At 64.9% G+C, this 25,742-nt stretch carries 20 protein-coding genes and 1 pseudogene; 4 read left to right on the forward strand and 17 right to left on the reverse strand.

Features of this window, described 5'->3' with window-relative positions; all coding sequences use genetic code 11:
• Window positions 1-380: 380 nt before the first annotated feature.
• From CK489_RS35305 to CK489_RS35340, 8 genes are read right to left on the reverse strand one after another with little or no spacing between them, the layout of a single operon-like run.
• Entirely contained in the window at window positions 381-1,544 is a 1,164-nt protein-coding gene (locus tag CK489_RS35305; RefSeq protein ID WP_050630240.1) for a glycosyltransferase family 4 protein, read from the reverse strand.
• A complete protein-coding gene (locus tag CK489_RS35310) occupies window positions 1,541-2,470 on the reverse strand; it encodes an NAD-dependent epimerase/dehydratase family protein (RefSeq protein WP_095735517.1) in 930 nt (309 codons plus the stop codon). The genes CK489_RS35305 and CK489_RS35310 overlap by 4 nt, the downstream gene beginning before the upstream one ends.
• Window positions 2,471-2,473: 3 nt before the next feature.
• Window positions 2,474-3,325 (reverse strand): class I SAM-dependent methyltransferase, encoded by an 852-nt coding sequence (locus tag CK489_RS35315; RefSeq protein WP_050630268.1) that lies wholly within the window; start codon window positions 3,323-3,325, stop codon window positions 2,474-2,476.
• Window positions 3,315-3,884 carry an acyltransferase gene (locus CK489_RS42715; protein ID WP_095735518.1) on the reverse strand — a complete coding sequence of 190 codons (570 nt, stop codon included), beginning with the start codon at window positions 3,882-3,884 and terminating at the stop codon, window positions 3,315-3,317. The genes CK489_RS35315 and CK489_RS42715 overlap by 11 nt, the downstream gene beginning before the upstream one ends.
• Window positions 3,881-4,723, reverse strand: coding sequence for a methyltransferase domain-containing protein (locus tag CK489_RS35325; RefSeq protein ID WP_095735519.1), 843 nt, complete (start codon window positions 4,721-4,723; stop codon window positions 3,881-3,883). The genes CK489_RS42715 and CK489_RS35325 overlap by 4 nt, the downstream gene beginning before the upstream one ends.
• 42 nt (window positions 4,724-4,765) lie before the next feature.
• Window positions 4,766-5,863, reverse strand: coding sequence for a glycosyltransferase family protein (locus CK489_RS35330; protein ID WP_095735520.1), 1,098 nt, complete (start codon window positions 5,861-5,863; stop codon window positions 4,766-4,768).
• Between the two features lie 3 nt (window positions 5,864-5,866).
• The gene (gene asnB, locus CK489_RS35335) at window positions 5,867-7,705 is read right to left on the reverse strand and encodes an asparagine synthase (glutamine-hydrolyzing) (RefSeq protein WP_095735521.1); all 1,839 of its coding nucleotides are present in this window, start codon (window positions 7,703-7,705) and stop codon (window positions 5,867-5,869) included.
• A 2-nt stretch (window positions 7,706-7,707) separates the two neighbouring features.
• Window positions 7,708-9,261: a lipopolysaccharide biosynthesis protein gene (locus CK489_RS35340; protein WP_095735522.1), complete on the reverse strand. Its 1,554-nt coding sequence runs from the start codon at window positions 9,259-9,261 to the stop codon at window positions 7,708-7,710.
• A 303-nt stretch (window positions 9,262-9,564) separates the two neighbouring features.
• Between CK489_RS35340 and CK489_RS35345 the strand changes: the two genes are divergently transcribed.
• Window positions 9,565-10,758 carry a CaiB/BaiF CoA transferase family protein gene (locus tag CK489_RS35345; protein ID WP_095735523.1) on the forward strand — a complete coding sequence of 398 codons (1,194 nt, stop codon included), beginning with the start codon at window positions 9,565-9,567 and terminating at the stop codon, window positions 10,756-10,758.
• Between the two features lie 101 nt (window positions 10,759-10,859).
• Here CK489_RS35345 and CK489_RS35350 read toward each other — a convergent pair whose 3' ends face one another.
• From CK489_RS35350 to CK489_RS35390, 9 genes and pseudogenes are all read right to left on the reverse strand, one after another.
• Window positions 10,860-12,371, reverse strand: a complete 1,512-nt coding sequence (locus tag CK489_RS35350; protein WP_095735524.1) for a tripartite tricarboxylate transporter permease — start codon at window positions 12,369-12,371, stop codon at window positions 10,860-10,862.
• Between the two features lie 22 nt (window positions 12,372-12,393).
• Window positions 12,394-12,936, reverse strand: coding sequence for a tripartite tricarboxylate transporter TctB family protein (locus CK489_RS35355; protein ID WP_095735525.1), 543 nt, complete (start codon window positions 12,934-12,936; stop codon window positions 12,394-12,396).
• Between the two features lie 76 nt (window positions 12,937-13,012).
• The gene (gene mtnA / locus CK489_RS35360; protein ID WP_095735526.1) at window positions 13,013-14,110 is read right to left on the reverse strand and encodes an S-methyl-5-thioribose-1-phosphate isomerase; all 1,098 of its coding nucleotides are present in this window, start codon (window positions 14,108-14,110) and stop codon (window positions 13,013-13,015) included.
• Entirely contained in the window at window positions 14,107-14,982 is an 876-nt protein-coding gene (locus CK489_RS35365; protein ID WP_050630248.1) for an S-methyl-5'-thioadenosine phosphorylase, read from the reverse strand. The genes mtnA and CK489_RS35365 overlap by 4 nt, the downstream gene beginning before the upstream one ends.
• A gap of 93 nt (window positions 14,983-15,075) precedes the next feature.
• The gene (locus CK489_RS35370; protein ID WP_502694163.1) at window positions 15,076-16,053 is read right to left on the reverse strand and encodes a Bug family tripartite tricarboxylate transporter substrate binding protein; all 978 of its coding nucleotides are present in this window, start codon (window positions 16,051-16,053) and stop codon (window positions 15,076-15,078) included.
• A 396-nt stretch (window positions 16,054-16,449) separates the two neighbouring features.
• Window positions 16,450-17,247, reverse strand: a complete 798-nt coding sequence (locus CK489_RS35375; RefSeq protein WP_050630250.1) for an enoyl-CoA hydratase/isomerase family protein — start codon at window positions 17,245-17,247, stop codon at window positions 16,450-16,452.
• A gap of 49 nt (window positions 17,248-17,296) precedes the next feature.
• Entirely contained in the window at window positions 17,297-18,490 is a 1,194-nt protein-coding gene (locus CK489_RS35380) for a pyridoxal-phosphate-dependent aminotransferase family protein (RefSeq protein WP_050630251.1), read from the reverse strand.
• Between the two features lie 129 nt (window positions 18,491-18,619).
• Window positions 18,620-19,902 (reverse strand): annotated as a pseudogene (locus CK489_RS35385) (MFS transporter).
• Window positions 19,903-19,942: 40 nt separating this feature from the next.
• Window positions 19,943-21,145, reverse strand: coding sequence for a pyridoxal-phosphate-dependent aminotransferase family protein (locus CK489_RS35390; protein WP_198961105.1), 1,203 nt, complete (start codon window positions 21,143-21,145; stop codon window positions 19,943-19,945).
• Between the two features lie 132 nt (window positions 21,146-21,277).
• On the opposite strand from CK489_RS35390, the gene CK489_RS35395 reads away from it, so the two are divergent.
• The 3 genes from CK489_RS35395 to CK489_RS35405 all read left to right on the forward strand — a co-directional run bounded on the left by CK489_RS35395 (window position 21,278) and on the right by CK489_RS35405 (window position 25,550).
• Window positions 21,278-22,030: a GntR family transcriptional regulator gene (locus tag CK489_RS35395; RefSeq protein WP_095735529.1), complete on the forward strand. Its 753-nt coding sequence runs from the start codon at window positions 21,278-21,280 to the stop codon at window positions 22,028-22,030.
• Between the two features lie 120 nt (window positions 22,031-22,150).
• A complete protein-coding gene (locus CK489_RS35400; RefSeq protein ID WP_095735530.1) occupies window positions 22,151-25,129 on the forward strand; it encodes an FAD-binding and (Fe-S)-binding domain-containing protein in 2,979 nt (992 codons plus the stop codon).
• Window positions 25,122-25,550: a GlcG/HbpS family heme-binding protein gene (locus CK489_RS35405; RefSeq protein ID WP_021080440.1), complete on the forward strand. Its 429-nt coding sequence runs from the start codon at window positions 25,122-25,124 to the stop codon at window positions 25,548-25,550. The genes CK489_RS35400 and CK489_RS35405 overlap by 8 nt, the downstream gene beginning before the upstream one ends.
• The last annotated feature ends 192 nt before the right edge of the window (window positions 25,551-25,742 follow it).

The following is a 25,742-nucleotide window of genomic DNA, read 5'->3' on the forward strand; positions in this document are numbered from 1 at the left end:
CTGATATCGCAACTTTCGGCTCGCGAGAATGCCACTCAGCCCTAGCGAAACATCGCGTACTAAATGATACCGCGATGGGTGGCGGTCGCCTTGTGAAATATTCCGAAACGAATGAGCAATCTCGAGAGCCCGGCCACTCGCCGTTCTCGCAACTGAAGTGACGACAAATGCGAGATTGGACGCACCGACACGAGCGGTCATATGCGATTGCCGCGCACTATTGTTTCTGTGGAGATACCAGCGAGGTTCGCGACCGTGTTGAACTGGTGTATTGCGGCATATCGCCACGACCACACGATTGCGTCACCTTGTGGAACAATCGGACATGGCGCTGTCGAATCACGCCGCCAGGCGTGCGACGCTTCTATTTTGCAGCCGACTCACCCCTGGCGAACGGCCTGTCGCATTGTGGCTGCGAAACTCGCTGCGAAGGCGCGGACATCGTCGTCCTGATGCGGGACGACATTTCGGATCACCGGCTCGCCGCTGAGCTTCGCGAGCTGCGTCAGATGATCGGCCAGCGCGGCCGGATCATCGACGCCGAAATAGCGTGCGGCACCCGCGGTCTGCTCCCGATGCACGTCGATGTCGGACAGGATCAGCGGAACGCCGAACGATTTCGCTTCCTCGACCGTCGTGCTCCAGCCCTCGAAGCGAGATGGGTTGAGCAGCGCGGTGCACGCCCTCAGCAGCGCGTAGACGTGCGGCAGCGGGATGACGCCGAGGTGCCGGAAATGCGTATCGAGACCGCGTTTCTGGATCTCGGAGTTGACCAGATCAAAGTAGCCCGGCTCGCGCCGATCTTCCGTGCTACCGGAGGCGCAGACCACCACGTCGACCCCGCGACGCTTCAGGATCGTCAGGGCGTCGACGACCAACTGGTGGTTCTTGTGGCGATAGAACTGGTTGGGCAAATAGAAGTAGCGCGCCGGCAGATTGTAGGCGGCGATCACCTCTGATGGGTCCGTGTTCAGGAATGCGGCGGGCGGCTGGGTCGCGAAGCGAACGACGCTGACCTGGTTTCGGGCATGCGGATAGTAAGCCCTGAAATCGCGCAAGGCGCTCTCGCTGCTCAGCATGATCGTTCGCCCCGACGCGATCTGAACGCGAAAGCCGATCTCGCGCCTCCAGCGTGCAGTCCGTGGGAAGAGTTGAGGTAGCGAACGATGCTGCAGGTCGGGGATCCACGCCACCGCCGGGATCGGCAGCCGCCAGCCGAAGAAGCGAGCCGCTTCGACGACGACATCGACGCGCGCGGCGCGAAACGCCGCCGCAGCCCCGCGATCCAGACCGAACCCGAGCGCCGCGGCCAAGCCTGGCTGTCCATCGAATGCTTCTGACCGGACGACCTCGACGCCGGGTATCGCGGCAAGCTCGCCGAGCTCACTCTCATCGGCTTGCGTCCCGGCAAAGACCACCGGGACGAACTCGCCGGGCAAGAACCGGTCGAGCGCCGCGAAAAGATTGCGCTGATAATTGTAGCCGCCGGCCCAAAGCCGCCGCGAAATGTGACTGAACGCGAACCGCCATGGGCGCGGCGTCACGAAGCCTGTCCCTTGAACCACGCCACGTAGTCGGCGAGACCCTGGTCGATCGGGATGCGCCAATCGAAGCCGATCTGGCGCAGCATTGCATCGTCGGCCAGCAGGCTCACGGGATCACCGGGCCGGCCTACTCCCGAATGCCGTACGACCGTGTTGCCGCCCCACTGCTTGATGACACCGGCTGCAATGCCGGCGACGCTGGTCCCTCGGCTCGAGCCGCCATTGATGATCCGGAACGTCTCCTGGGACGGCGATTGCGCGAGACTGGCAAGCAGCCTCGCAACATCGCGAACGTCGGTCCAATCGCGGATTTCGTTGCCCGTCCCGCCGAGCGTGAGCACCGGCTCGTCGGCCGCCAGCCGCGAGCAGATGTCCCAGAGCAGCTGCTTGCGCAGATTGGGGCCATAGACCGAGAACAGCCGCACGACGGTGCAGCGGATGCCGAAGGACTGCGCGTAGCTCCGGCACAATTGTTCCATCATCAACTTGTGCTGCCCATAGGGCGACATCGGAGCCGGGACGGCACCTTCCGCGATCGGGCCGGCATGGTCGGCACCATAAACGGCCGCGCTTGACGCCGCGATCACGTCACCATCAGGCGCTGACCCGCGCAACCATTCGAGCATGCGCGCGGTGCTGGCGACAGTTCGCGAAAAATCCTCGAACGGCCGCTCGATCGAGACGCCGACTGACGATCCGCCCGCCAGATGAAAGATACGCGCCGGCAGCCCGTGCGCCGCTGCAAGCGCATTCAGATTGGCCGCGTCAATCTCACCGTTGATCCAGCTCTGCAAACCAAGCCGCCGGGCTTCCGTTGCATCAAGCGCCCCGTGTCCGACGCCATGCACCGCATGGCCTGCTCCCGCCAACTCGTGGGCGAGATGGCGGCCGATGAACCCATTCGCTCCGGTAACCCAGACGATCATCGCTCAGGCCTTGTGACAGACAAAGGAATAGAGCCGGCCCGGTCGATTGTCGAAACGTTCGGCCATCGACAGCAGCGAGCCAAACACACGCCGTGAGGCGAAAGCGGTTCGCCACAACGGAGCAACCGGAATCCTTTGCGACAGCTTCGTCACGATCGCCGCCCTCAGCGTCTCGTGCGTGTAGGGAAACAGATTGATCGGGCTTTGCAACGGTGCCAGCGTGTCGATCGCGGAGAATCCCGCGGTGGTCAGTGCGCCGGTGTAGCGATCGAGCAGGAAGGCATGCTCGCCGCCGTAGAGATGGTGCAACGGGTGCTGCGCGAGGAATTGCGGAAGGTCCGCCTCCTTGGTGATGACATGCTCGCGCGCTGCGATCAGCATGCCACCCGGCCGCAGCACGCGAAACATCTCGCGGCAGGCGCCGTCGAGATCGCGCGTATGGTGCAGCACGGCGCGCGCGAACACGAGATCAAACGTCGCGTCGGCGAACGGCAACCGCTCGGAGAACTCCTCGACCACCTGGATCGGCAATTGCGTCTGCGCTGCCAGATCCCGGATCGCGGCCGCTCCGACGATCGCGCTGGGATCCGGCTCGAGCGCGGTGACGGAAAAGCCAGTTCGGGCGAGCGCGTAGCTCGCGATGCCGCGACCAGCGCCAACGTCGAGCGCAGCGCCGGACCGGCCGGCAAGCAGCGCGGCCACCGCCTGCCACTCGGAGCTCTGGAAATAGCGTTCAGCAGCGCGAGCCAGGGGATCGTCGTAAAATGCATCGAGCACGAGCTGGCGCTGGTCCGGCTGATTGCGCAACCAGACCACCGCTTCCTCCCAGCTGGTAAACTTGCGTTCACCGTTCATCGGGGCCAAGCTCCCTCACCAGCACGGCCGGATTACCCGCCACGATCGAGAACGGCGCGACATCCCTGGTCACGACCGCACCGGCGGCAACGATCGCGCCCTGACCTATCGTCACACCGCGCAGGACCATGGCGCCGGCGCCGATCCAGGCATCGTCGCAAATCCGTACCGGGCCTTCATCAAGCGATATATCGCTCGGATGTCCGCGCGTGAAAATCTCCTTGACCTGCCGGTGCCGCTCCGCTGCCCGCAGCGGGTGGGTGAGATTGTCGAACACGTTCGCCGAATGCGAGATCAGCACGCGGTTGCCGATCTCGATCGAGGCCGCCGACCAGATCCGCGTGCCCTCGCCGACATAGCACCACTCACCGATCCTGATCTCTCCACCATGTGCGAAGGTCAGCAGCTCGCCCAGGATGCGGCTGTTGCGGCCGACGACGATCTTGTCGGAATCGCCGCGGATGTTTCTGATCCTTGCCGAGCGCCCGAGCGCCGCGTCGGCCTGCAACCGGCAGGTCGCGCGACCGATCAGGCGCTGGATCAGGTAATCGAGATTCATGCCGTCAACTGCAGGCAAGCGACGGCGCGCGACGACGCCGCCAGGTCATTGCCCTGCCCCTTGCCGGTATGAACGTCGAAAACGGTCGCGTCGGCGAGCGCCTCGGCGCTCTGGCGCGACCAGCCCTGCCGCGAATAGCCGAAATAGTCGACCTGGTGCGACGTCGCGCCGAACGCGTCGATGATCCGCTCGACCATCGCAAGATCGAACACCTGGTACCAGCCGAGATTGTCGCGCTTGCCGAACGGCACGGAGATCAGACAGGTCCCACCGGGCTTGAGAATGCGCTTGAATTCCTTCACGGCCGGGACGAAGCCGTCCCGATCGGTCTCGGCGTCACGCGGATCGCCGGTGTACAGCATCTGATTGTCGAGCCCGATGTGCTCGATCGTCGAAATGCTGGCGACGGTGTCGAACACCTGATCGCCGAACATCGTCTTGCGGAGGTCGCCGAAGACGTAGGAGTAGCCATCATGCCAATAGCACCGCCGCTCCGGCGCCAGCGTCATGATGGTGAGATCCGCGCCGTGTAATGGCGGACGCGCCAGCAGGTAGTCGTGGTTGAAGGTCGATCCCGCGTCCAGCATTTTGCCGACATTGCTCAGTCGGCCATAGACCCAGGGATATTCGACCACGCGCTCGTCCATCGCGATGCCGTAGCCGGGCGGAAGCTCCTTTCCCGCCTGCAGCAGGCCCGCATCGATGGCCGCAGTGATGGTGTCGCGCTTGACCGTCTGATAACCCGGGCCGAACGGCCGCGGCCGCAGCCTGAAGAGCGGCACGGCAAGCCCGTCGGCCGCCCATTTCAGTTGATGGATCAAGTCACTTGCAGACATCATCTCGGCCCGATCGCCCGCCCGCTGGCCGGCTCTGTGCCCCCTCTAGCACGGCTCAATCCGCGCGACGAGATCGATAAACTGCGCCCATTGCGCGGCCTTGCTGTAGGTCTCCTGCACGCGCGCTCTGCCGGTTGCGGCGATCCGGGCCCATTGCGGCCAATCCCGCAGGCTGCTCGAAATCGCCTCCACGGCCCGCTCGGGAACATCATAGGTGCGCATCGTGGCGCCGTCCTGCATCGCCGCCGGATAGTTGCCGGCATCCGACACCAGCAGCGACCCGCAGCCCATCGCCTCGAAGCAGCGCATATTGCCGCGATCATTGCCGGCCATGTCGATGGCGCCATTGAGCACGATCTTCGCTGACCCGAATAGCTCGTAGAGGTCACGGCCGAACAGCGGCAGCCTTGCGATGCGCGCGATGACGTCAGGCCGCCGATGCTTCCCGAGCGGCAGCAACCGACCGAGCGGGCTTTCGGCAAGCCGCGTCAGCCGCGACGCGTCGAGGCAGAACACGATGTTGCGATCGGCCGCAAGCGCCGCCACCTGCTCGAGCGTCCGGCCACGCGCGCTGTGATGCCTCGAATAGCCACCAACGAACGCCACGTCGATCGGCCGCTCGCCGTGACCATATTGCTCCATGACAGGATCGATGGCGGGGAAGAACAGCTCGGCCCGACATCCCTTGTCGCGCCAGGCCTGGAGGATCGAGGGAAAGTTGCCAAGCACCGCGCCATAGGCGGTGAGATCGGCGTTTCCCGAGGGCGCCGCGCGCCAGCACAACGTCTTCTTCACGCAGCCGGGAAGCTTGGCGACGAACGCGCTTGGAAAGCGCACCGGATCGAGATTGTAGAACACCTCGGTTCGGTGATGCTCGATCTGCGCGAGCAGAATGGCCTCGAGCGTCGGCGTCGCGGTTATGCCTTGCTCACGCGCCCACTGCCGCTGCAGCAGTTCGTCGTCGGCATTGGTGAAGAAGGCTTCGGGCGCGCCGTCGAGCACCGGCTCGAGAAAATGCGCCGCACCGAAACGATCGTGCAGGAACACGTCGCGACGTGCGGCGAAGGTCGACGCTTTTGCCGCAAGCTGGTTTAGCCGCGGCAGATAGGACGGATAGAGACCACTATTCTGGAACAGACGCATCGGTTATGCGGACCTTGCCAACAGCCATTTCATGTTCAGGTATGGCCAGATCCGGCCAACGGATTCCCAATCCCAGCGCTGCGTTGCCGTCAAGTGGCCAACCGCCTTTCGGAGCGGTGCTTCGTCGACGAACTCGGCGAAGGCCGGGACTTTCTTATCGAGCAGCTCCGCGGTCCAACCCGCCAACGGTCCATTCAGCCATTCCGGCATCGGCGAGTTGAAACCGACCTTGCGACGCGCAGTACGGATACTCTCGGGCATCAAATCTGCCATCGCCTGGCGCGCGATCACCTTGGTCATTCCATCGGCCGATTTGCTCGTTTCCGGCAGCGCCATTGTATAGGTCACCAGCCGCCAGTCCATGAACGGCATTCGGACCTCGATCCCGTGCGCCATCGAGAGCCGGTCGAAATTGCGCAGAATGGTCGGCAGCGTGGTCGAGTGGAACATGCGATAGAGACGCCGGTTCAGCGCGCCCCAGTTATCCGGCAGTTCGTCATTCTCGGCGACCAGCGGCAACGCTGCAGGGATCGCTGTCAGGCCTCCCCGCAGGAAATAGCGCCCCTGGCGCCTGATCATCTGCGCCCGCAAGAAGTCGATGCCGCGCTGCGCCAGCTTCGATCGCGACATCAAAGCAGCGGCTGCGTTGCGGATCCGGAACGCGGCCGACTGTCCTTCCTGGAAGTAAGCACCCATCAGTTCGTCCGCGCCGTGACCGTCAAGCGACACGGTGACGTTCTGACGCCGGAGTTCGCGATAGATTAGCCACGGCGCGCTGGGCAGCCCAATATAGACGTCGTCATTGTCGTCGAGGATGCGGTCAAGATCGGTGAGAGCATCCGAGCGTCCGATCTCGAGAAAGCTCGGCGCGACCTTGGCCCACGCGGCCGCCTCCTCCGCCATCGGCCGCTCGTCATTGCTCGCGCCGGGAAAGGTCGCGACAAAGGCGTGCCGCCAGGCTGTGGAGTCGCGCGGTCCCATGCCGGCCTTTTCATGCGTCGCCATGGCGCAGATCACCGCGGACGAGTCGAAGCCGCCGGACAGGCAGGTCCCGATCGGAACGTCGCTGCGCATCCGTAGCGCCACGGAATCCTGAAATAGCTCGCGAAAGCGTGCGACGCGCTCGGCTTCGGTGTCGGGGATCGCAGGCAGATGGTCCACGGTCCGCCACCAGCGCCGCACCTGCACCCGCCCCTGACGCAGCCACATGCAGTGGCCGCCCTGCAGGCGGCGCAGTTGCGAATACAATGTCCGTTCGCTGCCTTCGATTCCGAACGGATCAAGCAACAGTCGCCGCGCCACGTCGATGTCGAGCGACGTCTCGAGCAGCCCGCTCCGCGCCAGCGCCCGCTGCTCGGATGCGAACACGAACCGCTCGGGTGACAACGCATAAAGCAGCGGCTTGATGCCGAAGCGATCGCGCGCAAGGAACAGCTCGTCCGTCGTCGCGTCGTAGATCGCCAGCGCCCACATGCCGTTGAAGCGCAGCAGCATGTCCTCGCCCCACGCCTGCCAGGCGGCAAGGATCACCTCGGTGTCGGACTGGCTGCGGAACACCGCGCCCTTCACTTCGAGTTCGCGGCGCAGTTCGAGAAAGTTGTAGATCTCGCCATTGTAGACGATCACATGGCGGCCATCGCCTGACACCATCGGCTGATAGCCGCCCTCGCCGGGATCGATGATCGCAAGCCGGCGGTGGCCGAAGGCGACGTTTCGCTTCGTGTTGAACCAGGTGCCTTCGCCGAACGGTCCGCGATGCGCGATCAGGCTGGTGAGTCGTGAGATCTCGGCCGGCTCCACGGGATTGCCCCGAAGATTGACGATGCCTGCGATACCACACATGTCTAGGCGGCCTTGAAGGGCAAGAAGCGGGTGATGATGATGCGGAGATCCCGCCAGCAGACGGCGCGATAGGGACCCAGCTGCGACACGGCAACCGCGGCGACAAAGATCACCGCCGCCGACACGCCGTAGAGCGACACCACATACCACCATGACGGCGCGTGGTCGAATGATACATGGCCAAGCTGCGAGCGCAGCGCCAACGCAATCGCGATGCCGGTGCCGAGCGGGATCAAGACGAAGTGCAGCATTCGTGACCACATCCCCGAAAGCCTGAAGGTTCGCCGCAGCAACAGCACCGTGATCACCATCTGGGCGAGCATTCCGACGCAGGAGCTCCAGCCGGCCGCCTGCCAGCCGAAATACGGCAACGCGACAGCGCTGGTCGCCAGCGTGAAGATGCCGGTGACGAGCGAGATCAAGGCGTTGAAACTGGAGCGTCCCTGCGACAGCAGATAGTACGCGAACACGTTGGCGCTCGAGCCCAATATTCCGCTGATCGCGAGCACCACCAGCACCAGCTGCGCCTCGGCGGCGACTTCGGCGCCGGTCCATCGATACAGCAAAGCGCCGGCGACTGGGATCAGGCCCCCCAGCGCGCTCGCGGCCAGCACGTTGAGAATCCAGGACGAGCGAAGCAGCAGGTCGACCTTGCGGTCGTCATCCTCCTTCTGCAACGTGCTGAAGAATGGGAACAGGATCTCGCCGATCTTCAGCACGCCGATATAGACCGCCTCTTCCAGCCGCTGCGCGACGCTGTAGAAGCCGACGAATTGCGGCTGCAGCAGCGCGCCGAGCAGATAGCGGTCCGCCTGGCCTGCGAACAGCGCGCCGCTTTGCGCCGCGACCTGCCAGCCGCCAAGCTTGACCAGTGCACGGAGCGCACCCCGATCAAGCGCCGGCTGCGCCAGCCAGTCGCTGATGGCGTGCCGCGACCAGGCGAAGGCCATCAGGAGATTCGTCGCGAAGCCCAGGGCCTGACAGCCGAGGAAGGTCGAGGCGCGCGGCGCATAGGGAATCAGGAACAGCATCGACATCGTCGTCACGACCGTGCCTGTGATGCTGATCGCCGCGATCCGCCGATAATCCTGACGCGCCGTGAACAGCGACAGGAACACCGCGAACACGCACTGGCATAGCCAACCGGCGCCGGCCAAGGCGAAGGCAAGCCCGAGGTCTTCGGCAGCCGGGCCGCCGAGGTGAAATCCCAACCGCGCCAGCGGCGCCCCTGCAAGGATGAGCAATGCCGCGATCAGGCTGCCCACGGCGATCGCGAGCGCGAGGGCGGTTGCGAAGAAGCGCCGTGCCGCGTCGCGATCGGACGGCTCCAGCCGTTGCGCGAGTTCGCGTGCGGTCGAGAGGCCAAGCGCATTGCTGAACATCAGCGCCGGCGCGACACATGCGGTCACCAGACCCGCAACACCGAACGCGGCAAGGCCGAGCCGGAATATCACGAACGGGAGAATGGCGAGGTTGAGCAGAACCGCGACCGCAAACGCGGTCGCATTCCATGCCGAGTTGCCGAGCAGGTGGGACGGACCTCTCTTCACTGCCATGCCCGCTTTCGGTCCATCACGTCGAAACGCCTCAAGTCCCTCTTTCATAAGGGCAAAACCCATCCGATGGGGCGACGGGCTAGCAGCCAACCGCGTGATTGTCGAGGGTTGGCGGTCGGCAGACCGGCGCGCCGGTGTGGGCAGGCTCGAATCGCACCTCACGCAGAGCCGGCCTTCGCGGAACCGTGTCTGTTTGTTTTCGGGCGGTTTGTTACCGGGGTAACAGTTGGAAAGACCTGCCAAATTGTCTATGGCAGATGAGCAATAGCCCCCACAGCGGCCCGCCAAACAAGAGGTGTCTCAATGCCCTTTCCCCGCGCATCCCAAGCCCTGTCCCGCTTCACCGTGCTGGATTTGACCCGGGTCCGGTCTGGGCCGACCTGCGTGCGCCAGCTCGCGGATTGGGGTGCCAACGTGATCAAGATCGATGCGCTGCTGGAGGACGGCGGCGGCGAGCAGCCGGGCGGCCCGCGCGGCGGATCGGACTTCCAGAACCTGCACCGCAACAAGCGGGCCATGACGCTGAACCTGAAGGACCCCAAAGGGCTCGAGGTGTTCAAGCGGCTCGCCGAGCAGGCTGACGTTGTGGTCGAGAACTTCCGGCCGGACGTCAAGGCCAAGCTCGGCATCGACTATGAGAGCATCCGCAAGATCAATCCGAAGATCGTCTATGGCAGCATCTCCGGCTTCGGCCAGGACGGCCCCTATCACAAGCGCCCGGGCTTCGATCAGATCGCGCAGGGCATGGGCGGTCTGATGTCGGTGACCGGCGCGCCCGGCGAAGGTCCGATGCGGGTCGGCATTCCCGTGGCCGACCTGACCGCGGGCCTGTTCTGCGCGATCGGCATCCTCACCGCGCTGCTGGAGCGCGACGTGTCCGGCGAGGGTCAATGGGTGCAGACCTCGCTCTTGCAGGCGCAGATCTTCATGCTGGATTTCCAGGCGGCGCGCTGGCTGATGGAGAAGGAAGTCGCCAAGCAGGCCGGCAACAACCATCCGACCTCGATCCCGACCGGTGTGTTCAAGACCTCCGACGGCTACATCAACATCGCCACCACAGGCGGACGGATCTGGGAACGCTGCGCGCAGGCAATCGGCGCGCCCGACTTGGTCACCGACCCCGATTACGCGACCGCGCCGGCGCGCTCGAAGAACCGGGACGCCCTGAATGCGCGGATCAGCGCGCTGACCGAGAAGAAGTCGACCGAGACCTGGGTGCAGCAGCTCAACGCCGCCGGCGTGCCCTGCGGGCCGATTTACTCGATCGACCAGATGTTCGAGGATGCCCAGGTCAAGCATCTCGGCATGGCCCAGCACGTGCCCAATGACGAGAACCGGCACATCCAGCTGGTCAGCCAGCCCGTCACGCTGTCGCGGACGCCGAGCAAGATGGTGGCGCGGCCGCCGGAGTTCGGCGAGCAGACCGAGGAAGTGCTGGCCGAGTTCGGCTTCGGCAGTGACGAGATTGCCGAGCTGCGTCAGCGCAAGGTCGTCTAGAGCTCCGTTCCGATCAAATCGGAACGGAGCTCCGGATTCTGGCTTGACGTGTTTCCTTCACGCGAACCGGTGTCCACTTCGCTCGAAAACGCTCTGGAACCTCACGCCTTTGCCGGCCGCAGCAGACGCGCGGCGCCGGCAAAGGCCCGATCGATCACCGGCCAGAACAGCAGCACGATCGCAAGCGTCGTGATGCTGCCGACGAGGCCGTTCGACCAGAACACCTTCATGTCGCCGCCGGAGCCGATCATCGAGAGCCGGAACGCGTCCTCGGCGCGGCTGCCGAGCACCAGCGCGAGCGTGAACGGCGCGAGCGGAATGCCGATCTTCTTGAAGACATAGCCGACCACGCCGAAGCCCAGCATCAGCCAGATGTCGAACATCGCATTCTGGATCGCATAGGCGCCGATCGCGCAGGACACCACGATCATCGGCGCCACGGCCGCGAACGGCACGCGCAGGATCGAGGCGAAGATCGGCACGGTGGTCAGCACCAGCACGAGGCCGACGACATTGCCGAGATACATCGAGGCGATCAGGCCCCATACGAAATCCTTGTGCTCGACGAACAGCAGCGGCCCCGGATTGAGACCCCACACCATCAAACCGCCAAGCAGGATCGCGGCGGTCCCCGAGCCGGGAATGCCGAGCGCGAGCATCGGCAGCAGTGCCGAGGTGCCCGAGGCATGCGCGGCGGTCTCCGGCGCGAACACGCCCTCGATGCGGCCCTTGCCGAAGCTTTCCTGATCCTTGGAAAAGCGCTTGGCGAGGTTGTAGCCCATGAACGAGGCCGCGATCGCGCCGCCCGGCGTGATGCCGAGCCAGCAGCCGATCACCGACGAGCGCAGCAGCGTCACCCAGTATTTCGGCAGGTCCTTCCACACCGAAAGGACGACGCGCAGGGAAATGCCGGCGGCATGGCCGCGCAGTGCCAAACGCTCCTCCATCGTGATCAGGATCTCGCTGATGCCGAACAGGCCGATCACCGCGACAAGGAAGTTGATGCCGCGCAGGAGCTCCGCGGAGCCGAAGGTCATGCGCAGTTGCCCCGACACCGTATCCATGCCGACGCCGGCGAGCAGCAGCCCAAGCGACATCGAGATAACGGTCTTGTGCTTGGCCTCGCGGCCGAGCCCGACGAACGAGCAGAAGGTCAGGAGATAGACCGCGAAGAATTCCGGCGGGCCGAACTTCAACGCGAACGACGAGATCATCGGCGCCAGGAAGGTGATCAAGAGCACCGCGACCAGCGAACCGATGAAGGAGGAGGTGAACGCCGCGGTGAGCGCTTCGGCCGCCTTGCCCTGCTGCGCCATCGGATAGCCGTCGAAGGTGGTCGCGACCGACCAGGCCTCGCCGGGGATGTTGAACAGGATCGAGGTGATGGCACCACCGAACAGCGCACCCCAGTAGATGCAGGACAGCATCACGATGGCCGACGTCGGGTCCATCGTGAAGGTCAGCGGCAGCAGGATCGCAACGCCGTTGGGGCCGCCAAGTCCCGGCAGCACGCCGACGAAGATGCCGAGCACGAGGCCGACCATCATCAAGAGCAGCGTCTTCCACGTCAAAAGGACGGCGAAGCCGTGCAGCAGGAGACCGAAAGCTTCCATGTTTCGAAATCCTGTCGATCGCTCAGTAACCGAAGGCCGCTTCGAGCGGCCCCTTCGGCATGATGACATCGAATGCGATGTCGAAGGTCACGAACATCGCGGCGGTGAAGATGAAGGCGGTCAGCAGCGACTTCCACAGCGCGATCTTGCCGACGAGGCGCATGAAGCCCGCGATCAGGAGGAAGCTCGCGACATAGAGGCCGAGATACTGGGTGGCAAGACAGAACAGGAATGTCGGCACGAACACCGCCATCACCCGGCGCAGCTGCGCCCGAGTGACGAAGGTCTCGACAGCCTCCCGGCGCGACACGAAGGCGGTGCCCAGGCCATAGAGGCTGGCGGCGCCGAGGATCACCGAAAGATAGAACGGAAAATAGCCCGGCTGCGGCCCGGTCGAGTCCCACGAGGCGCCGGTGCGCCAATTGTCCCAGCCCAGCACGACGGCGAGCGCCAGCAGGAGCAGCGAGACGACGATGTCGACGACGCCGGTCGAGACGACGGCGGGGGAGTTCTCTTCAGGCGCGGTCGGATCGTCGACGACGATCTCAAGTTCGGTGTTGGACATGGACGAGACGGTCTGGGTTGCGAGGGCAACGATTGGGATAGCGTGCAGAACCAATCACCGTCAATGCAGCCTTCAGCTAACTTGAGCGTTCGGGAAACGCGCTCGCGAGTGCAGCACGATCAGCGCGGAGAACGCCGCGCTCGGTGATCAATCCCGTCACCAGCCTTGCCGGCGTGACGTCGAAGCCGAAATTGGCGACGGAGGAGCCGTCCGGAACCACGCGCACGGTTTCGATCCGTCCATCCGCCGTCCGCCCGGTAAGGTGCGTAACCTCGCTGGCCGCGCGCTGCTCGATCGGAATCTGCCTGACGCCGTCATCAATACGAAAATCGATGGTCGGCGACGGCAGCGCAACATAGAACGGCACGCCGTTGTCGTGGGCGGCGAGCGCCTTCAGATAGGTCCCGATCTTGTTGCAGACGTCGCCATTGGCGGCGACGCGATCGGTCCCGACGATCGCGAGGTCGACCATGCGATGCTGCATCAGATGGCCGCCGGTGTTGTCGGGAATCACGGTGTGCGGCACGCCGTGGTGGCCGAGTTCCCACGCGGTGAGCGAAGCGCCCTGATTACGCGGCCGGGTCTCGTCGACCCAGACATGAACCGCAATGCCGCGATCATGCGCCTGGTAGATTGGTGATGTCGCCGTTCCCCAATCGACGGTTGCAAGCCAGCCGGCATTGCAATGCGTCAGCACGTTCACCGGCTCGCCCGGCTTCTTGGTCGCGGCGATGGTCTCGATCAGGCCGAGCCCGTGGCGGCCGATCTCGCGGTTGATCTCGACATCCTCATCGGCGATCTCGCGGGCGCGGGCATAGGCTGCATCCACCCGCGCCGAGGCTGCGAGCGGCGCGAGCGCGCGCTGCATCTCGTCGATCGCCCACTTCAGATTGATCGCGGTCGGACGGGTCGCGGCCAGCATCTTGCCGGCACGGTCGAGCGCCGCGTCGGAGGCATCTGATCGCATCGCAAGCGCCATGCCATAGGCCGCGGTCGCCCCGATCAGCGGCGCACCGCGGACCAGCATCGAGCTGATCGCCTCGCCGGCCTCGTCGGCGGTCGTGATCCTGGCGACGATGAATTCATGCGGCAGCCGGCGCTGATCGATCGCGCCGACCGACCAGCCGTCGGGCTCGAGCCAGATGCTGCGAAAATGCTGACCATCCACTCTCATGTGCGGAGCACCCGTCCGGCAACTGCATCGAGCTTGGCAAGCAACTGCGGATCGCGCGCCGCGGGCGCCGTGATCAGCGCGGTGTCCAGCGCGCGGTCCGATCCGACCGGACACGGCTCGTGCTCGCGCGGGAAATCCCGCGCCAGCCGCGCGACCAGCGCCTTGGCCTTCTCGGCGTTCGAGTTCAGCACGCGGATGATATCCTGCACCGTCACCGCATCATGCGCCGGATGCCAGCAATCGAAATCGGTGACCATCGCCACGCTGGCGTAGCAAATCTCGGCTTCGCGGGCGAGCTTGGCTTCCGGCATGTTGGTCATGCCGATCACCGAATAGCCCTGCGCCTTGTAGGTCAGGCTTTCGGCCAGCGAGGAGAATTGCGGCCCCTCCATGCAGAGGTAAGTGCCGCCGCGCGCGAACGCGATACGCTCGGCTTCCGCCGCGGCCGCGAGATGCTTCGCCAGCAACGGCGACACCGGGTGCGCCATCGAAACATGCGCGACGCAGCCTCTGCCGAAGAACGAGCTCTCGCGCTTGTAGGTGCGATCGACGAACTGGTCGACCAAGACGAAGGTGCCCGGCGGCAGCTCCTCCTTGAATGAGCCGCAGGCGGACAGCGCGACGAGGTCGGTGACCCCTGCCCGCTTCAACACGTCGATATTGGCGCGGTAGTTAATTTCGGACGGCGACAGCGCATGTCCCTGGCCGTGGCGCGGCAGGAACACGATCGGCAGTCCCGCCATCTCGCCACGGCGCAGCGACGCCGACGGCTCGCCCCAGGGACTTACGACCGCTTCCTCGCGGACGTTTTCCAGGCCCGGCAGATCGTAAATGCCGGATCCGCCGATGATCCCCAACACGGCTTTGGTCATGATCGCTCCACGGCTAGCCGTACGTTCGGCCATACTGCGGCGCAGTAATCACCGCGCCGCCGCCGCTTGCAAGCCAATTCCGGACCGCGCGCGCTATTTTGCGACAAAGCCCGCTGCGTTCATCAGCGAGGCATTCTGCTTGTCGTCATCCTCGAGGAATTCCACCATGTCCTTGCCGGTGAGGAAGATCGGCTTCAGCGCCTGCTTCTCCATGTAGTCCTTGTACTCCGCCGTCTGCGTCACCTTTTGGAACAGGTCGACATAGAACGCCTGCTGCTCCTGGGTGACCTTGCCCGGCAGGAACATCGCGCGCAGCATCAGGTACTGCACGTCGAGCCCCTCCTCCTTGCAGGTCGGGATGTCGTTCCAGGATTGCGTGTCGGTGACCTTGGTCTTGTAGGAAATCCGCTCCTTGTCGAACACGCAGAGCGCGCGAACCTGGCCGGCGCGCCAGACCTCGAGGTTCTCGCTGGGATTGTTGACGTTGGATTCGGTGTGACCGCCGACCAGCTGGGTTGCGGCCTCGCCGCCGGATTTGTACGGCAGATAGGAGAATTTTGCGCCGGTCTTCTGCTCCATGAACACGGTCAGCACGTGGTCCTCGCGCTTGGAACCGGTGCCGCCCATCTTGAACGGCGCGCTCGCCGCCTTGGCGGCATCGATGAACTCCTTCACCGTTTTCGGACCGGAGGCATTGTCCCACAGCACGAACTGGTCGAGCGCGATCACCGACACCGGTGTCAGGTCGCGCCAGTTGAACGGGATCTTGGCCGACAGCGGCAGCATGTAGATCAGCGAATAGGCGATCAGCACCTTGTTGGGATCGCCCTCGCTGGACTTCATGTACATCAGCGCTTCCGCACCCGAGGCGCCGCCCTTCAGCGACACCACCATCGGCTGCTTCATCAGATTGTTCTTCTGGATCGCCGCCTGCATCATGCGCGCCATCTGGTCGGAGGCGCCGCCGGCGCCGGCAGCAACCACGATCTCGACCGGCTTGCTCGGCTCCCAGCCGGCAAAGGCCGGCGTGCTCAGCAGCAGGGCCGCGATGGCAGCCGTGGTTTTCACAATCTGTCCCACGTGTTTCTTCCCTATCTATTTGTTCGGCTTGGCAAAACCTGCGAAGCGGAAGGTCGCATCATTGTGCCGAGAATAAGGGTGAGTTCAAGCCGCGAACTGCCGCATGACGTATGACTTTGGAATGAGGAACGAGCGTCGTTGCGAGAGGCAGGCTGTGCAGGATAGCGAAAGGCGCGCCGTCTGTTCGCTATCGTCCCTGCGAAAGCAGGGACCCATAACCACAGGCGTTCGTTGTGGAAGCCGGTTGTGGCTCCAGCGCCATGCAACAATCGCCTTTGGTGGTTATGGGTCCCGGGTCGCGCTTCGCTTGCCCGGGACGACACCGAATTTGTGAAGGCGATCCGCGACGCACGCAGCCCTGCGCGCGCCAAGCTCACTTCGCCGGCGCTACTTGCCCTTGAAGTTGGGTGCCCGCTTGTTGAGGAAGGCGTCCATGCCCTCGCGGAAATCCTCGCTCATATAGGCGCGCAGGATCAGGTCCTCGCCTTCGTCGCGCGACAGCGTGCGGCGGATGCGGCGGACCGCTTCCTTGGTCACTTCGAGCGTGATCGGCGCGTGGCCGGCGACGAGCTTCGCGGTCTCGTCGGCACGGCGCTGCAAGGTCTCCACATCGGGCACGACTTCGTTCAACAGCCCGAGCGCCAGCGCCTCCGGCGCTTCGACGAGGCGCGCCTTGAAGATCAGATCCTTGGTCCGCGCCGGACCGACCAATGACACCAGCCGCGAGATGTTGGACATCGAGAGGCAGTTGCCGAGCGTGCGCGCGATCGGGAAGCCGATCCGCGTCGCCTCGGTGCCGATGCGGATATCGCAGCATGCGGCGATGCCGGCGCCGCCGCCGGTGCAGGCGCCGGCAATCGCTGCGATGACCGGCACGCGGCACTGTTCGAGCGTTCCCAGCACGCGGTCGATCCGTGCCTCATAGTCCAGTGCGTCCTGCGCAGTCTTGAACGCGCGGAACTGCGAGATGTCGGTGCCGGAGGCGAAGGCCTTGTCGCCGGCGCCGGTCAGGATCAACGCCTTGATCGAGTGATCCTGATTGATGTTCTCGCAGATCGAGGCCATCTGCTCGTACATCGCAAAGGTCAGCGCGTTGCGCGCCTGCGGCCGGTTGAACGTGATGCGCGCGATCCCGTCCTCGACGGAGTAGATCAGGTCTTCGGTCGGTGCGACGGGCGCGTTCATGTCTCGCTCTTTCTGTTCGTTACGATTCGATTTTCCGGCCGAGGCCTTCCTAAGCGACTTTCGACGCCTGCGCGGCGTCGCGTCCCTTCAGGACCTCCATCGCCGCCAGCACGCCGCCGCTGCGATGCGGCACCTTGGCCAGATCAAGACCCATCTCGACGCCGGACAGCGTGCCCATCAGCATCAGGTCGTTGAAGTGACCGATGTGGCCGATCCGGAACACCTTGCCCTTGACCTTGTTGAGACCGGTGCCGAGCGACATGTCGAAATTATCCAGCACAACCTTGCGGAAATGATCGGCGTCGTGGCCGTCAGGCACCCGCACCGCGGTCAGCGCCGGCGAATGCGCGCCCTGCTCCTGACATTGGGTCTCCAGGCCCCACACCTTGATCGCCGCACGCGTCGCCTCGCTGTGGCGCTTGTGGCGGGCGAACACGTTGTCGAGGCCCTCTTCCTCCAGCATCTTGACGGCCTCGCGCAGGCCGAACAGCAGGTTGGTGGCGGGCGTGTACGGCCAGGTGCCGGCCTTGTTGATGTTGATGACTTCCTGCCAGTCCCAATAGGAGCGCATGCCCGGATTGGCCTTGGCCACCGCAAGCGCCTTCTCCGACACGGCGTTGAAGCCGAGGCCGGGCGGCAGCATCAGGCCCTTCTGCGAGCCTGCGATCGAGACGTCGATGCCCCAGGCGTCGTGCTCATATTCGAGCGAGCCGAGGCCGGAGATGGTGTCGACCATCAACAGCGCCGGGTGCTTCAGCGTGTCGAGGATCTTGCGGACGTCGCGCGGATAGGTGACGCAGGCGGTCGAGGTCTCGTTATGGACCACGCAGACCGCCTTGATCTTGTGCGCCTTGTCGGCGGCAAGCCTGGCCTCGATCTGCTCGAGGTCGGCGCCGTGGCGCCAGTCGCCCGCGATGAAATCGACGTCGAGCTTGAACTTGTCGGCAATGCCGTGCCACAGCACGGCGAACTGCCCGGTCTCGCACATCAGGACCTTGTCGCCGGGCTGCAGCGTGTTGACGATCGCGGCCTCCCAGGCGCCGGTCCCCGAGGAGGGGTAGATGATCACGGGCTGCTTGGTGCGGAACACGCGCTGCATCGCGGAAAGCACGGCAAAGCCGATCTCGGCGAATTCGGCACCGCGGTGGTCCATGGTCGGCATATCCATGGCCCGCAGCACCCGGTCCGGCACGTTGGTCGGTCCCGGAATCTGCAGAAAATGCCTTCCAGTATGCACGGTCATGAGCGTCTTTCCCGGTCTTGCCTTGGTCTTGGTAAGCCGCTCGCATATCACTATTCGCCGGGTTTGTCCTAGGCCCGGCGAGGGGCCGTCATGCATATCTGACGGCGCTGCAACGGGGCCGGCAGCCCCTCATTCGGCGGCCACCACCTTGCCCGGCATCACCTGTTCGCTCGCCTCCTCGAACGGCCGTTCCGGGTGCATCAGAAATGCCGAGAAACCACCGAGCAGCAACAGGCCCATCGACATCAGGAATGGCAGGTACCAGTTCCCGGTGGCGTCGATGACGAAACCGGCGACCAGCGGCGAGACGATCGCCGCGAAGGCAGAGCCGGTGTTCATGATTCCCGCGGCGGTGCCGGAATATTTCGGGGCGATGTCCATCGGGATCGACCACATCGGGCCGATCACGAGCTCGGCGCAGAAGAAGCCGGCCGACAGGCAGAGCGCGACCACCGTAATGTCGTGGACGAACAGGATCGGCATCAGCGACAGCAGCGCGCCGGCGAAGCCCACAACGGTCACGCTGAGCCGTGCCAGGCGCACATTGCCCGTGCGCTCGAGGATGCGGTCGGAGATGACGCCGCCGATGCTGTCACCGATCACGCCGGCGAAGAACACGCCGGAGGCGAACAGCGCCGAGTTCTTCAGATCGAGGCTGTAGTTGTTCTTGAAGAACAGCGGCAGCCAGTTGAGGTAGAGCCACAGGCACCAGCCGTAGCAGAAATAGGTCAGCGTCACCGGCCACATCCGCTGCAAGAGCGGTCCCCACGGCACTTTCGGCCGCTCGCCTTTCGGCCGCGGCGGCAGCGTCGCCAGTTCGGCTTCCGTGATCGAGCCATGATCCTCGGCTCGTTGCGGAAGTACCAGACCCACACGACGCCCCAGATCAGGCTGACGACACCGAGCACGACGAATGCGCCGCGCCAGGTCAGCCAGAGGATCAGCAGCGCGACGACCGGCGGGGTCACCGCATTGCCGAGCCGCGCGAACGAGTGCGTCAGCCCTTGCGCGAAGCCGCGGCGGTTCGCCGGCGTCCAGTACTGCATGGCGCGCGTCGCCGTCGGGAAGGTCGCTCCTTCGCCGAACCCCAGCGCGAACCGCGCGACGAACAGCGCGGCGAGACCATGGACGAAGCCGGTCATGATGGTCGCCGCCGCCCAGATCATGCCGCACCAGAACAGCGTCTGGCGCGGCCCGAAGCGATCGCCGACCCAGCCGCCGATCACCTGGAACAGCAGATACGGATAGGCGAACGCCGAGAACACCAGGCCGAGCTCGGTGTTGGACAGGCCGAGCTCCTTCTGGATCTCGCCGGCCGCGGTGCCGATGTTCACGCGGTCGACATAGGTGATGAAATACATCACGCAGAGCATGGCCAACACGACGTGGGTGGCCTTGAACCGAAGCCTCATATCCCCTCCCTGGTCTGCGATTTTCTGGTTGTTGGTGTCGCTAGGTGCCGACCACTTTCAGATGCGACGGTGAGTTGCGCTGGTCCCGCTGTTCGAGCAGCTTCATCGCAACCGCGACGCCGCCCGCGCGATGCGGCACGCCGGCGACCGACAGTCCCATCTCGACCCCGGTGAGCGCCCCGAGCAACGTCAACTCGTTGCACTCGCCGAGGTGACCGATGCGGAACACCTTGCCGGCGACCTTCGACAGGCCTGAGCCGAGCGACATGTTGAAATTGTCCAGCACGACCTTGCGGAACTGGTCGGCATCATGGCCGGGCGGCATCAACACCGCGGTCAGCACCGGCGAGAACTCCGAGGGCTCCTGGCACAGCACCTCGAGTCCCCAATGATTGACCGCGGCGCGCGTCGCGGCGGCGAGCCGCTGATGGCGCGCGAATACATTGTCGAGCCCCTCCTCCAGCAGCATCGCGATGGCCTCGCGCAGCCCGTAGAGCAGGTTCGTCGCCGGCGTATAGGGGAAGAAGCCCTTGGCGTTCGGCTTCAGCATTTCCTCCCAATCGAAATAGGAGCGCGGCATCTTGTTGGTGCGTGACGCGGCGCGGGCCTTTTCCGAGATCGCGTTGAAGCCGAGGCCGGGGGGCAGCATAAAACCCTTCTGCGAGCAGCTGACGCTGACATCGACCTTCCACTCGTCGTGCCGGTAGTCGACCGAACCCAGCGACGAGATGGTGTCGACCATCAAGAGCGCCGGATGCGAGGTGCGGTCGATAGCGGCACGGATATCGGCGATCCGGCTGGTCGCGCCGGTCGAGGTCTCGTTGTGGACGACCATCACCGCCTTGATGCTGTGCGCGGTGTCGGCGGCCAGCCTGGCCTCGATCTGCGCGGGGTCGGCGCCGCGCCGCCAATCGCCGGCGATGAAGTCGACCTCGATGCCGAAGCGGCTGGCCAGTTGCCGCCACAGGGTGGCGAAATGGCCAGTCTCGACCATCAGAACCTTGTCGCCGGGCGACAGCGTGTTGACGATCGCCGCTTCCCAGGCGCCGGTCCCCGACGACGGGAAGATCACCACCGGCCGTGTGGTCTGGAAGATCCTGGCGCTGCCCTCGAGCACGGTGCGGCCGAGTTCGCCGAACTCGGCGCTGCGGTGGTCGATGACCGGCATATCCATCGCGCGAAGAATGCGATCCGGAACGGGGCTCGGCCCTGGAATCTGCAGAAAATGGCGCCCTTGATGCATCAGAACCTCCCAATCGCCGGATGTCGGCCGTTCTCCACGCCATTTTGCATTCATTTTTTGTCTTTTCAATCTCATTTTGGTATTCGATTGAGGACATCGACGCGACCGCACCGGCAAACTATTGTTCAGAATATGAAATCCGCGATTCCCGAAACCGGGGTTCCGATCACCCCACCCGCCACCGGCAACGGCAGCGACCGCCAGGAAGCCTCGCTGCACGGCGAGATCCTGCTGCGGCTGCGCGACTATGTGGTGGAAGGCAACATTCCCGACGGCGCCCGCGTTCCGGAACGCCAGCTCTGCGAGATGCTCGGTATATCAAGGACGCCGCTGCGCGAGGCACTCAAGGTGCTGGCCGCCGAAGGCCTGATCGAGCTGCTGCCCAATCGCGGCGCGCGGGTGCGCCAGCTCAGCCAGCGCGACCTCGAGGAATTGTTCGACGTGATGGCCGGACTGGAAAGCCTCGCCGGACGACTGGCCTGCGAGGCAATCACGGACGAGGAAATCGCGGCGATCGAGCGACTGCACTACGAGATGTACGGCCACTATCTGCACCGCGACATGCACGGCTATTTCCAGACCAACCAGCGGATCCACGAGAGCATCGTCGCGGCCGCGCGCAACGCGACGCTGAAGGCGACCTACGCCAACTTCGCGGGCCGCATCCGCCGCGTGCGCTATTCCGCCAATTTCGCCCGCAAGCGGCAACGCTGGGCCGAGGCGATGCGCGAGCACGAGGCAATCCTCGATGCGCTGCGCCGCCGCGCCGGCAGCGAGCTCAGCGACATCCTGTTTCAGCACCTGCGCAACAAGCGGGGCGCGGCCATCGAACACCTCGCGGAAGGGCCGGACGACACCCCGGCGTCGACGCCTCAGGGGGACTGAAGGGCCATCGGACTCCCCTTCGCCTTGCTCATTTTGAATTCATAATGTAATTCTCAAATCGAGAGAATGCATAATCCATGAGCAAGCCTCGGTTGCGCCATGGATCACATCGGATCTGGGATGAAGAACGCCTCATCGCTCGAACAGCGCCTGCGGTCCGACCTGACCGGCGACGTGTTTTTTGATGCCTTCAACCGCGGCCGCTACGCGACCGACGCCTCGTTCTACCAGATCATGCCAGCCGGCGTGGTGGTGCCGCGAACCGTCGACGAGGCGCTGCGCACGCTTGCGATCGTCCGCGACGCCGGGCGGATCGTGACCCCGCGTGGCGGCGGCACCTCGCAATGCGGCCAGACCGTCAATGACGGCATCGTGGTCGACCTGTCGAAGCATCTGAACAAGATCATCTCGCTCGACGTCGAGAACCGAACCTGCGTGGTCGAGCCCGGCATCGTGCTCGACGACCTCAACCGGCAACTCAGGAAGCACGGGCTGTGGTTTCCGGTCGACGTCTCCACGGCGTCGCGCGCCACCATCGGCGGCATGGCCGGCAACAATTCCTGCGGCGGCCGTTCGCTGCGTTACGGCACGATGCGCGACAACACGCTGTCGATGGATGCGGCGCTCGCCGACGGCACGCTGCTGCATTTCGGCGAGGTGCCGCGCGATCTGACCCGGGTCAATGCGTCCGACAGCGGCTTGAAGCTGTTCCGCGACATGCTCGATCTCGGCGAGCGCGAGGCGCTCGAGATCGCGGATAAATTCCCCAAGGTGCAGCGCCGTGTCGGCGGCTATAACCTCGACGCGCTGGTGCCACGCAACGCGCCGAACAATCTGGCGCATCTTCTGGTCGGCTCCGAGGGCACGCTTGCCTTCACCACGCAGGTCGAGCTCAAGCTGTGGCCTGTGATCCGCAACAAGGCGCTCGGCGTCTGTCATTTCGGCAGCTTCTACGAGGCGATGGACGCGGCCCAGCATCTGGTCAAGCTGCGGCCGATTGCCGTGGAGTTGGTCGACCGCACCATGATCGCGCTCGGGCGCGAGATCGCGATGTTCCAGCCGATCGTCTCGGCGGCGGTGCGCGGCGATCCCGACGCGATCCTGGTGGTCGAGTTCGCCGAGGAAGATCAGGCCGACAATCTCGCCCGCCTCAGGCAGCTCGGCGAGCTGATGGGCGATCTCGGCTTCGGCTGGGACAAGCCGCAGCGCAAATGGGGCGGCGTGGTCGAGATCGTCGAGCCCGCGCTGCAGACCGGCATCGCCGATTTCCGCGCCGCAGGCCTCAACGTCATGATGTCGATGAAGCAGGAGGGCAAGCCGGTCTCGTTCGTCGAGGATTGCGCGGTGCCGCTGCAACATCTCGCCGACTACACCGAGCGGCTCAATGCGGTGTTCGCGAGGCACGGCACCCGCGGCACGATGTATGCGCACGCCTCCGAGGGCTGCCTGCATGTGCGCCCGGTGCTCAATCTCAAGCTCGAGAAGGACGTCAAGGCAATGCGCGCCATTGCCGAGGAAGCCTTCGCGATGGTGCGCGAATACAAGGGCTCGCATTCCGGCGAGCATGGCGACGGCCTGGTGCGCTCTGAATTCCACGAGACGATGTTCGGCGCGCGCATCGTCGCCGATTTCCGCGAGGTCAAGCAGCGCTTCGATCCCGGCAACACGCTCAATCCCGGCAAGATCGTCGATCCGCCGAAAATGGACGACCGTTCGCTGTTTCGTTTTTCGCCGGACTATCGCGTCGGCGAATTGAAGACCGCGCTCGACTGGTCGGCCTATCCCGGCGCCGGCGGCGGTTTCCAGGGCGCGGTCGAGATGTGCAACAACAACGGCGCCTGCCGCAAGCTCGAAGGCGGCGTGATGTGCCCGTCCTATCGCGCGACGCGCAACGAGAAGGACGTCACCCGCGGCCGTGCCAACACGCTGCGGCTTGCGATCTCGGGCCAGCTCGGGCCGGACGCCCTCTCCTCAGACGAGATGATGGACACGCTGAAGCTCTGCGTCTCCTGCAAGGCCTGCCGCCATGAATGCCCGACCGGCGTCGACATGGCCAAGATGAAGATCGAGATGCTGGCCGCCCGCGCCGCGACGCACGGCCTGTCGCTGCGCGACCGGCTGGTCGGCTATCTGCCGCGCTACCTCGATCTCGCCTCGCGCTTCGCCCCGATCGCGAACTGGCGCAACAGCAGTCCGCTGCTGCGCAGGTTGTTCGAGACGCTGGCCGGCATCAGCGCCAAACGGGCGCTGCCGGCGTTTCGCAGCGATACGTTCCGCCCCGAGGCCGAGGTGCTGGGCGCGCCCGATGGCCGCGAAGTGGTGCTGTTCGCCGATACCTTCAACCGCGGCTATGAGCGGGAGAATCTCGACGCCGCAATCGAGGTGCTGGTCGCCGGCGGCTATCGCGTCCATCTGCCGAAGCCATCGGATGGCGGCCGGCCGCCCTGCTGCGGACGGACGTTCCTGTCTGCCGGACTGGTGGAGCAGGCCCGCGCCGAGCTCGACCGGCTGGTCGCGACCTACGCGCCGTTCGCGGCACGCGGCGTGCCGATCATCGGCCTCGAGCCGAGTTGCCTGCTGACCCTACGCGACGAGCTGCTGTCGCTGCGTTCCGATGACACCGCCAAGAGCGTCAGCGCGCACGCTTTGCTGTTCGAGGAATTCCTGGTGCGCGAGGCCGAGGCTGGACGCCTCGCGCTGCCGCTCGGCGCCGTCGCCGGCAAAGCCGTCGTGCACGGCCATTGCCACCAGAAATCCTTTGGCGCGTTCAAGCCGGTGGAGAAGGTGCTGCGCCTCGTGCCCGGCCTCGAGGTCAAGACCATCGAGTCGAGCTGCTGCGGCATGGCCGGCGCCTTCGGCTACGGCGCGGACACCTATCAGGCCTCGATCGAGATGGCCGAGCTGTCGCTACTCCCAGCGGTTCGCAGCGCCGACCGGGACACGCTGATCGTCGCCGACGGCACCTCCTGCCGGCACCAGATCAAGGACGGCAGCGGCCGCACGCCGCTGCATGTCGCCAGCGTATTGGCGATGAGCCTGAAACGTGCGAAGTCGAATTCCAGCAGATCATTACCGACAAAGGAACAGGCCCATGGCTGAGCTCACTCTCGACACCGCCCGCAAGATTCTGGATGCCGCCCTCGCCAAGGGCGTCGAGAAGAAGCTGAAGCCGCTGGTGGTCACCATCCTCGACGCGCGCGGCGCGGTGAAGGTGACGGCGGCGCAGGACGGCACCAGCCTGATGCGGGCCGAGATCGCCCACGGCAAGGCCTATGGCGCGCTGGCGCTCGGCATGGGATCGCGGGCGCTGTTCCAGCGCGCGCAGGAGCAGGCCTATTTCATCGATTCCGTGAATACGCTGGCGCAGGGCCGACTGGTGCCGGTCCCCGGCGGCGTCCTGATCATGGACGGCACCACCCTGCTCGGCGCCGTCGGCGTCAGCGGCGACACCTCGGACAATGACGAGATCTGCGCCGTCGCCGGCATCGAAGCCGCCGGCCTGAAGGCCAACGCGGGCTGATACGCGACGGGTCAGCGAGCGGGCGCCCAATTTCGGAATATTAGAAATATACCCCTGAGTTGCCCGGCGTGTCAAGTTGACTTGTCCAATGCCGGCCGCCGCCCGCTCCTTTGCATGGGGTTGTTTTCGATATTTTGGTCGTGCGCGCCTGCGACGGCCGCAGGCGGCGCGGCGCGGCGTGAAGCGGCACCG

Source organism: Bradyrhizobium sp. UFLA03-84 (assembly GCF_002289535.1).
GTDB lineage: Bacteria > Pseudomonadota > Alphaproteobacteria > Rhizobiales > Xanthobacteraceae > Bradyrhizobium > Bradyrhizobium viridifuturi.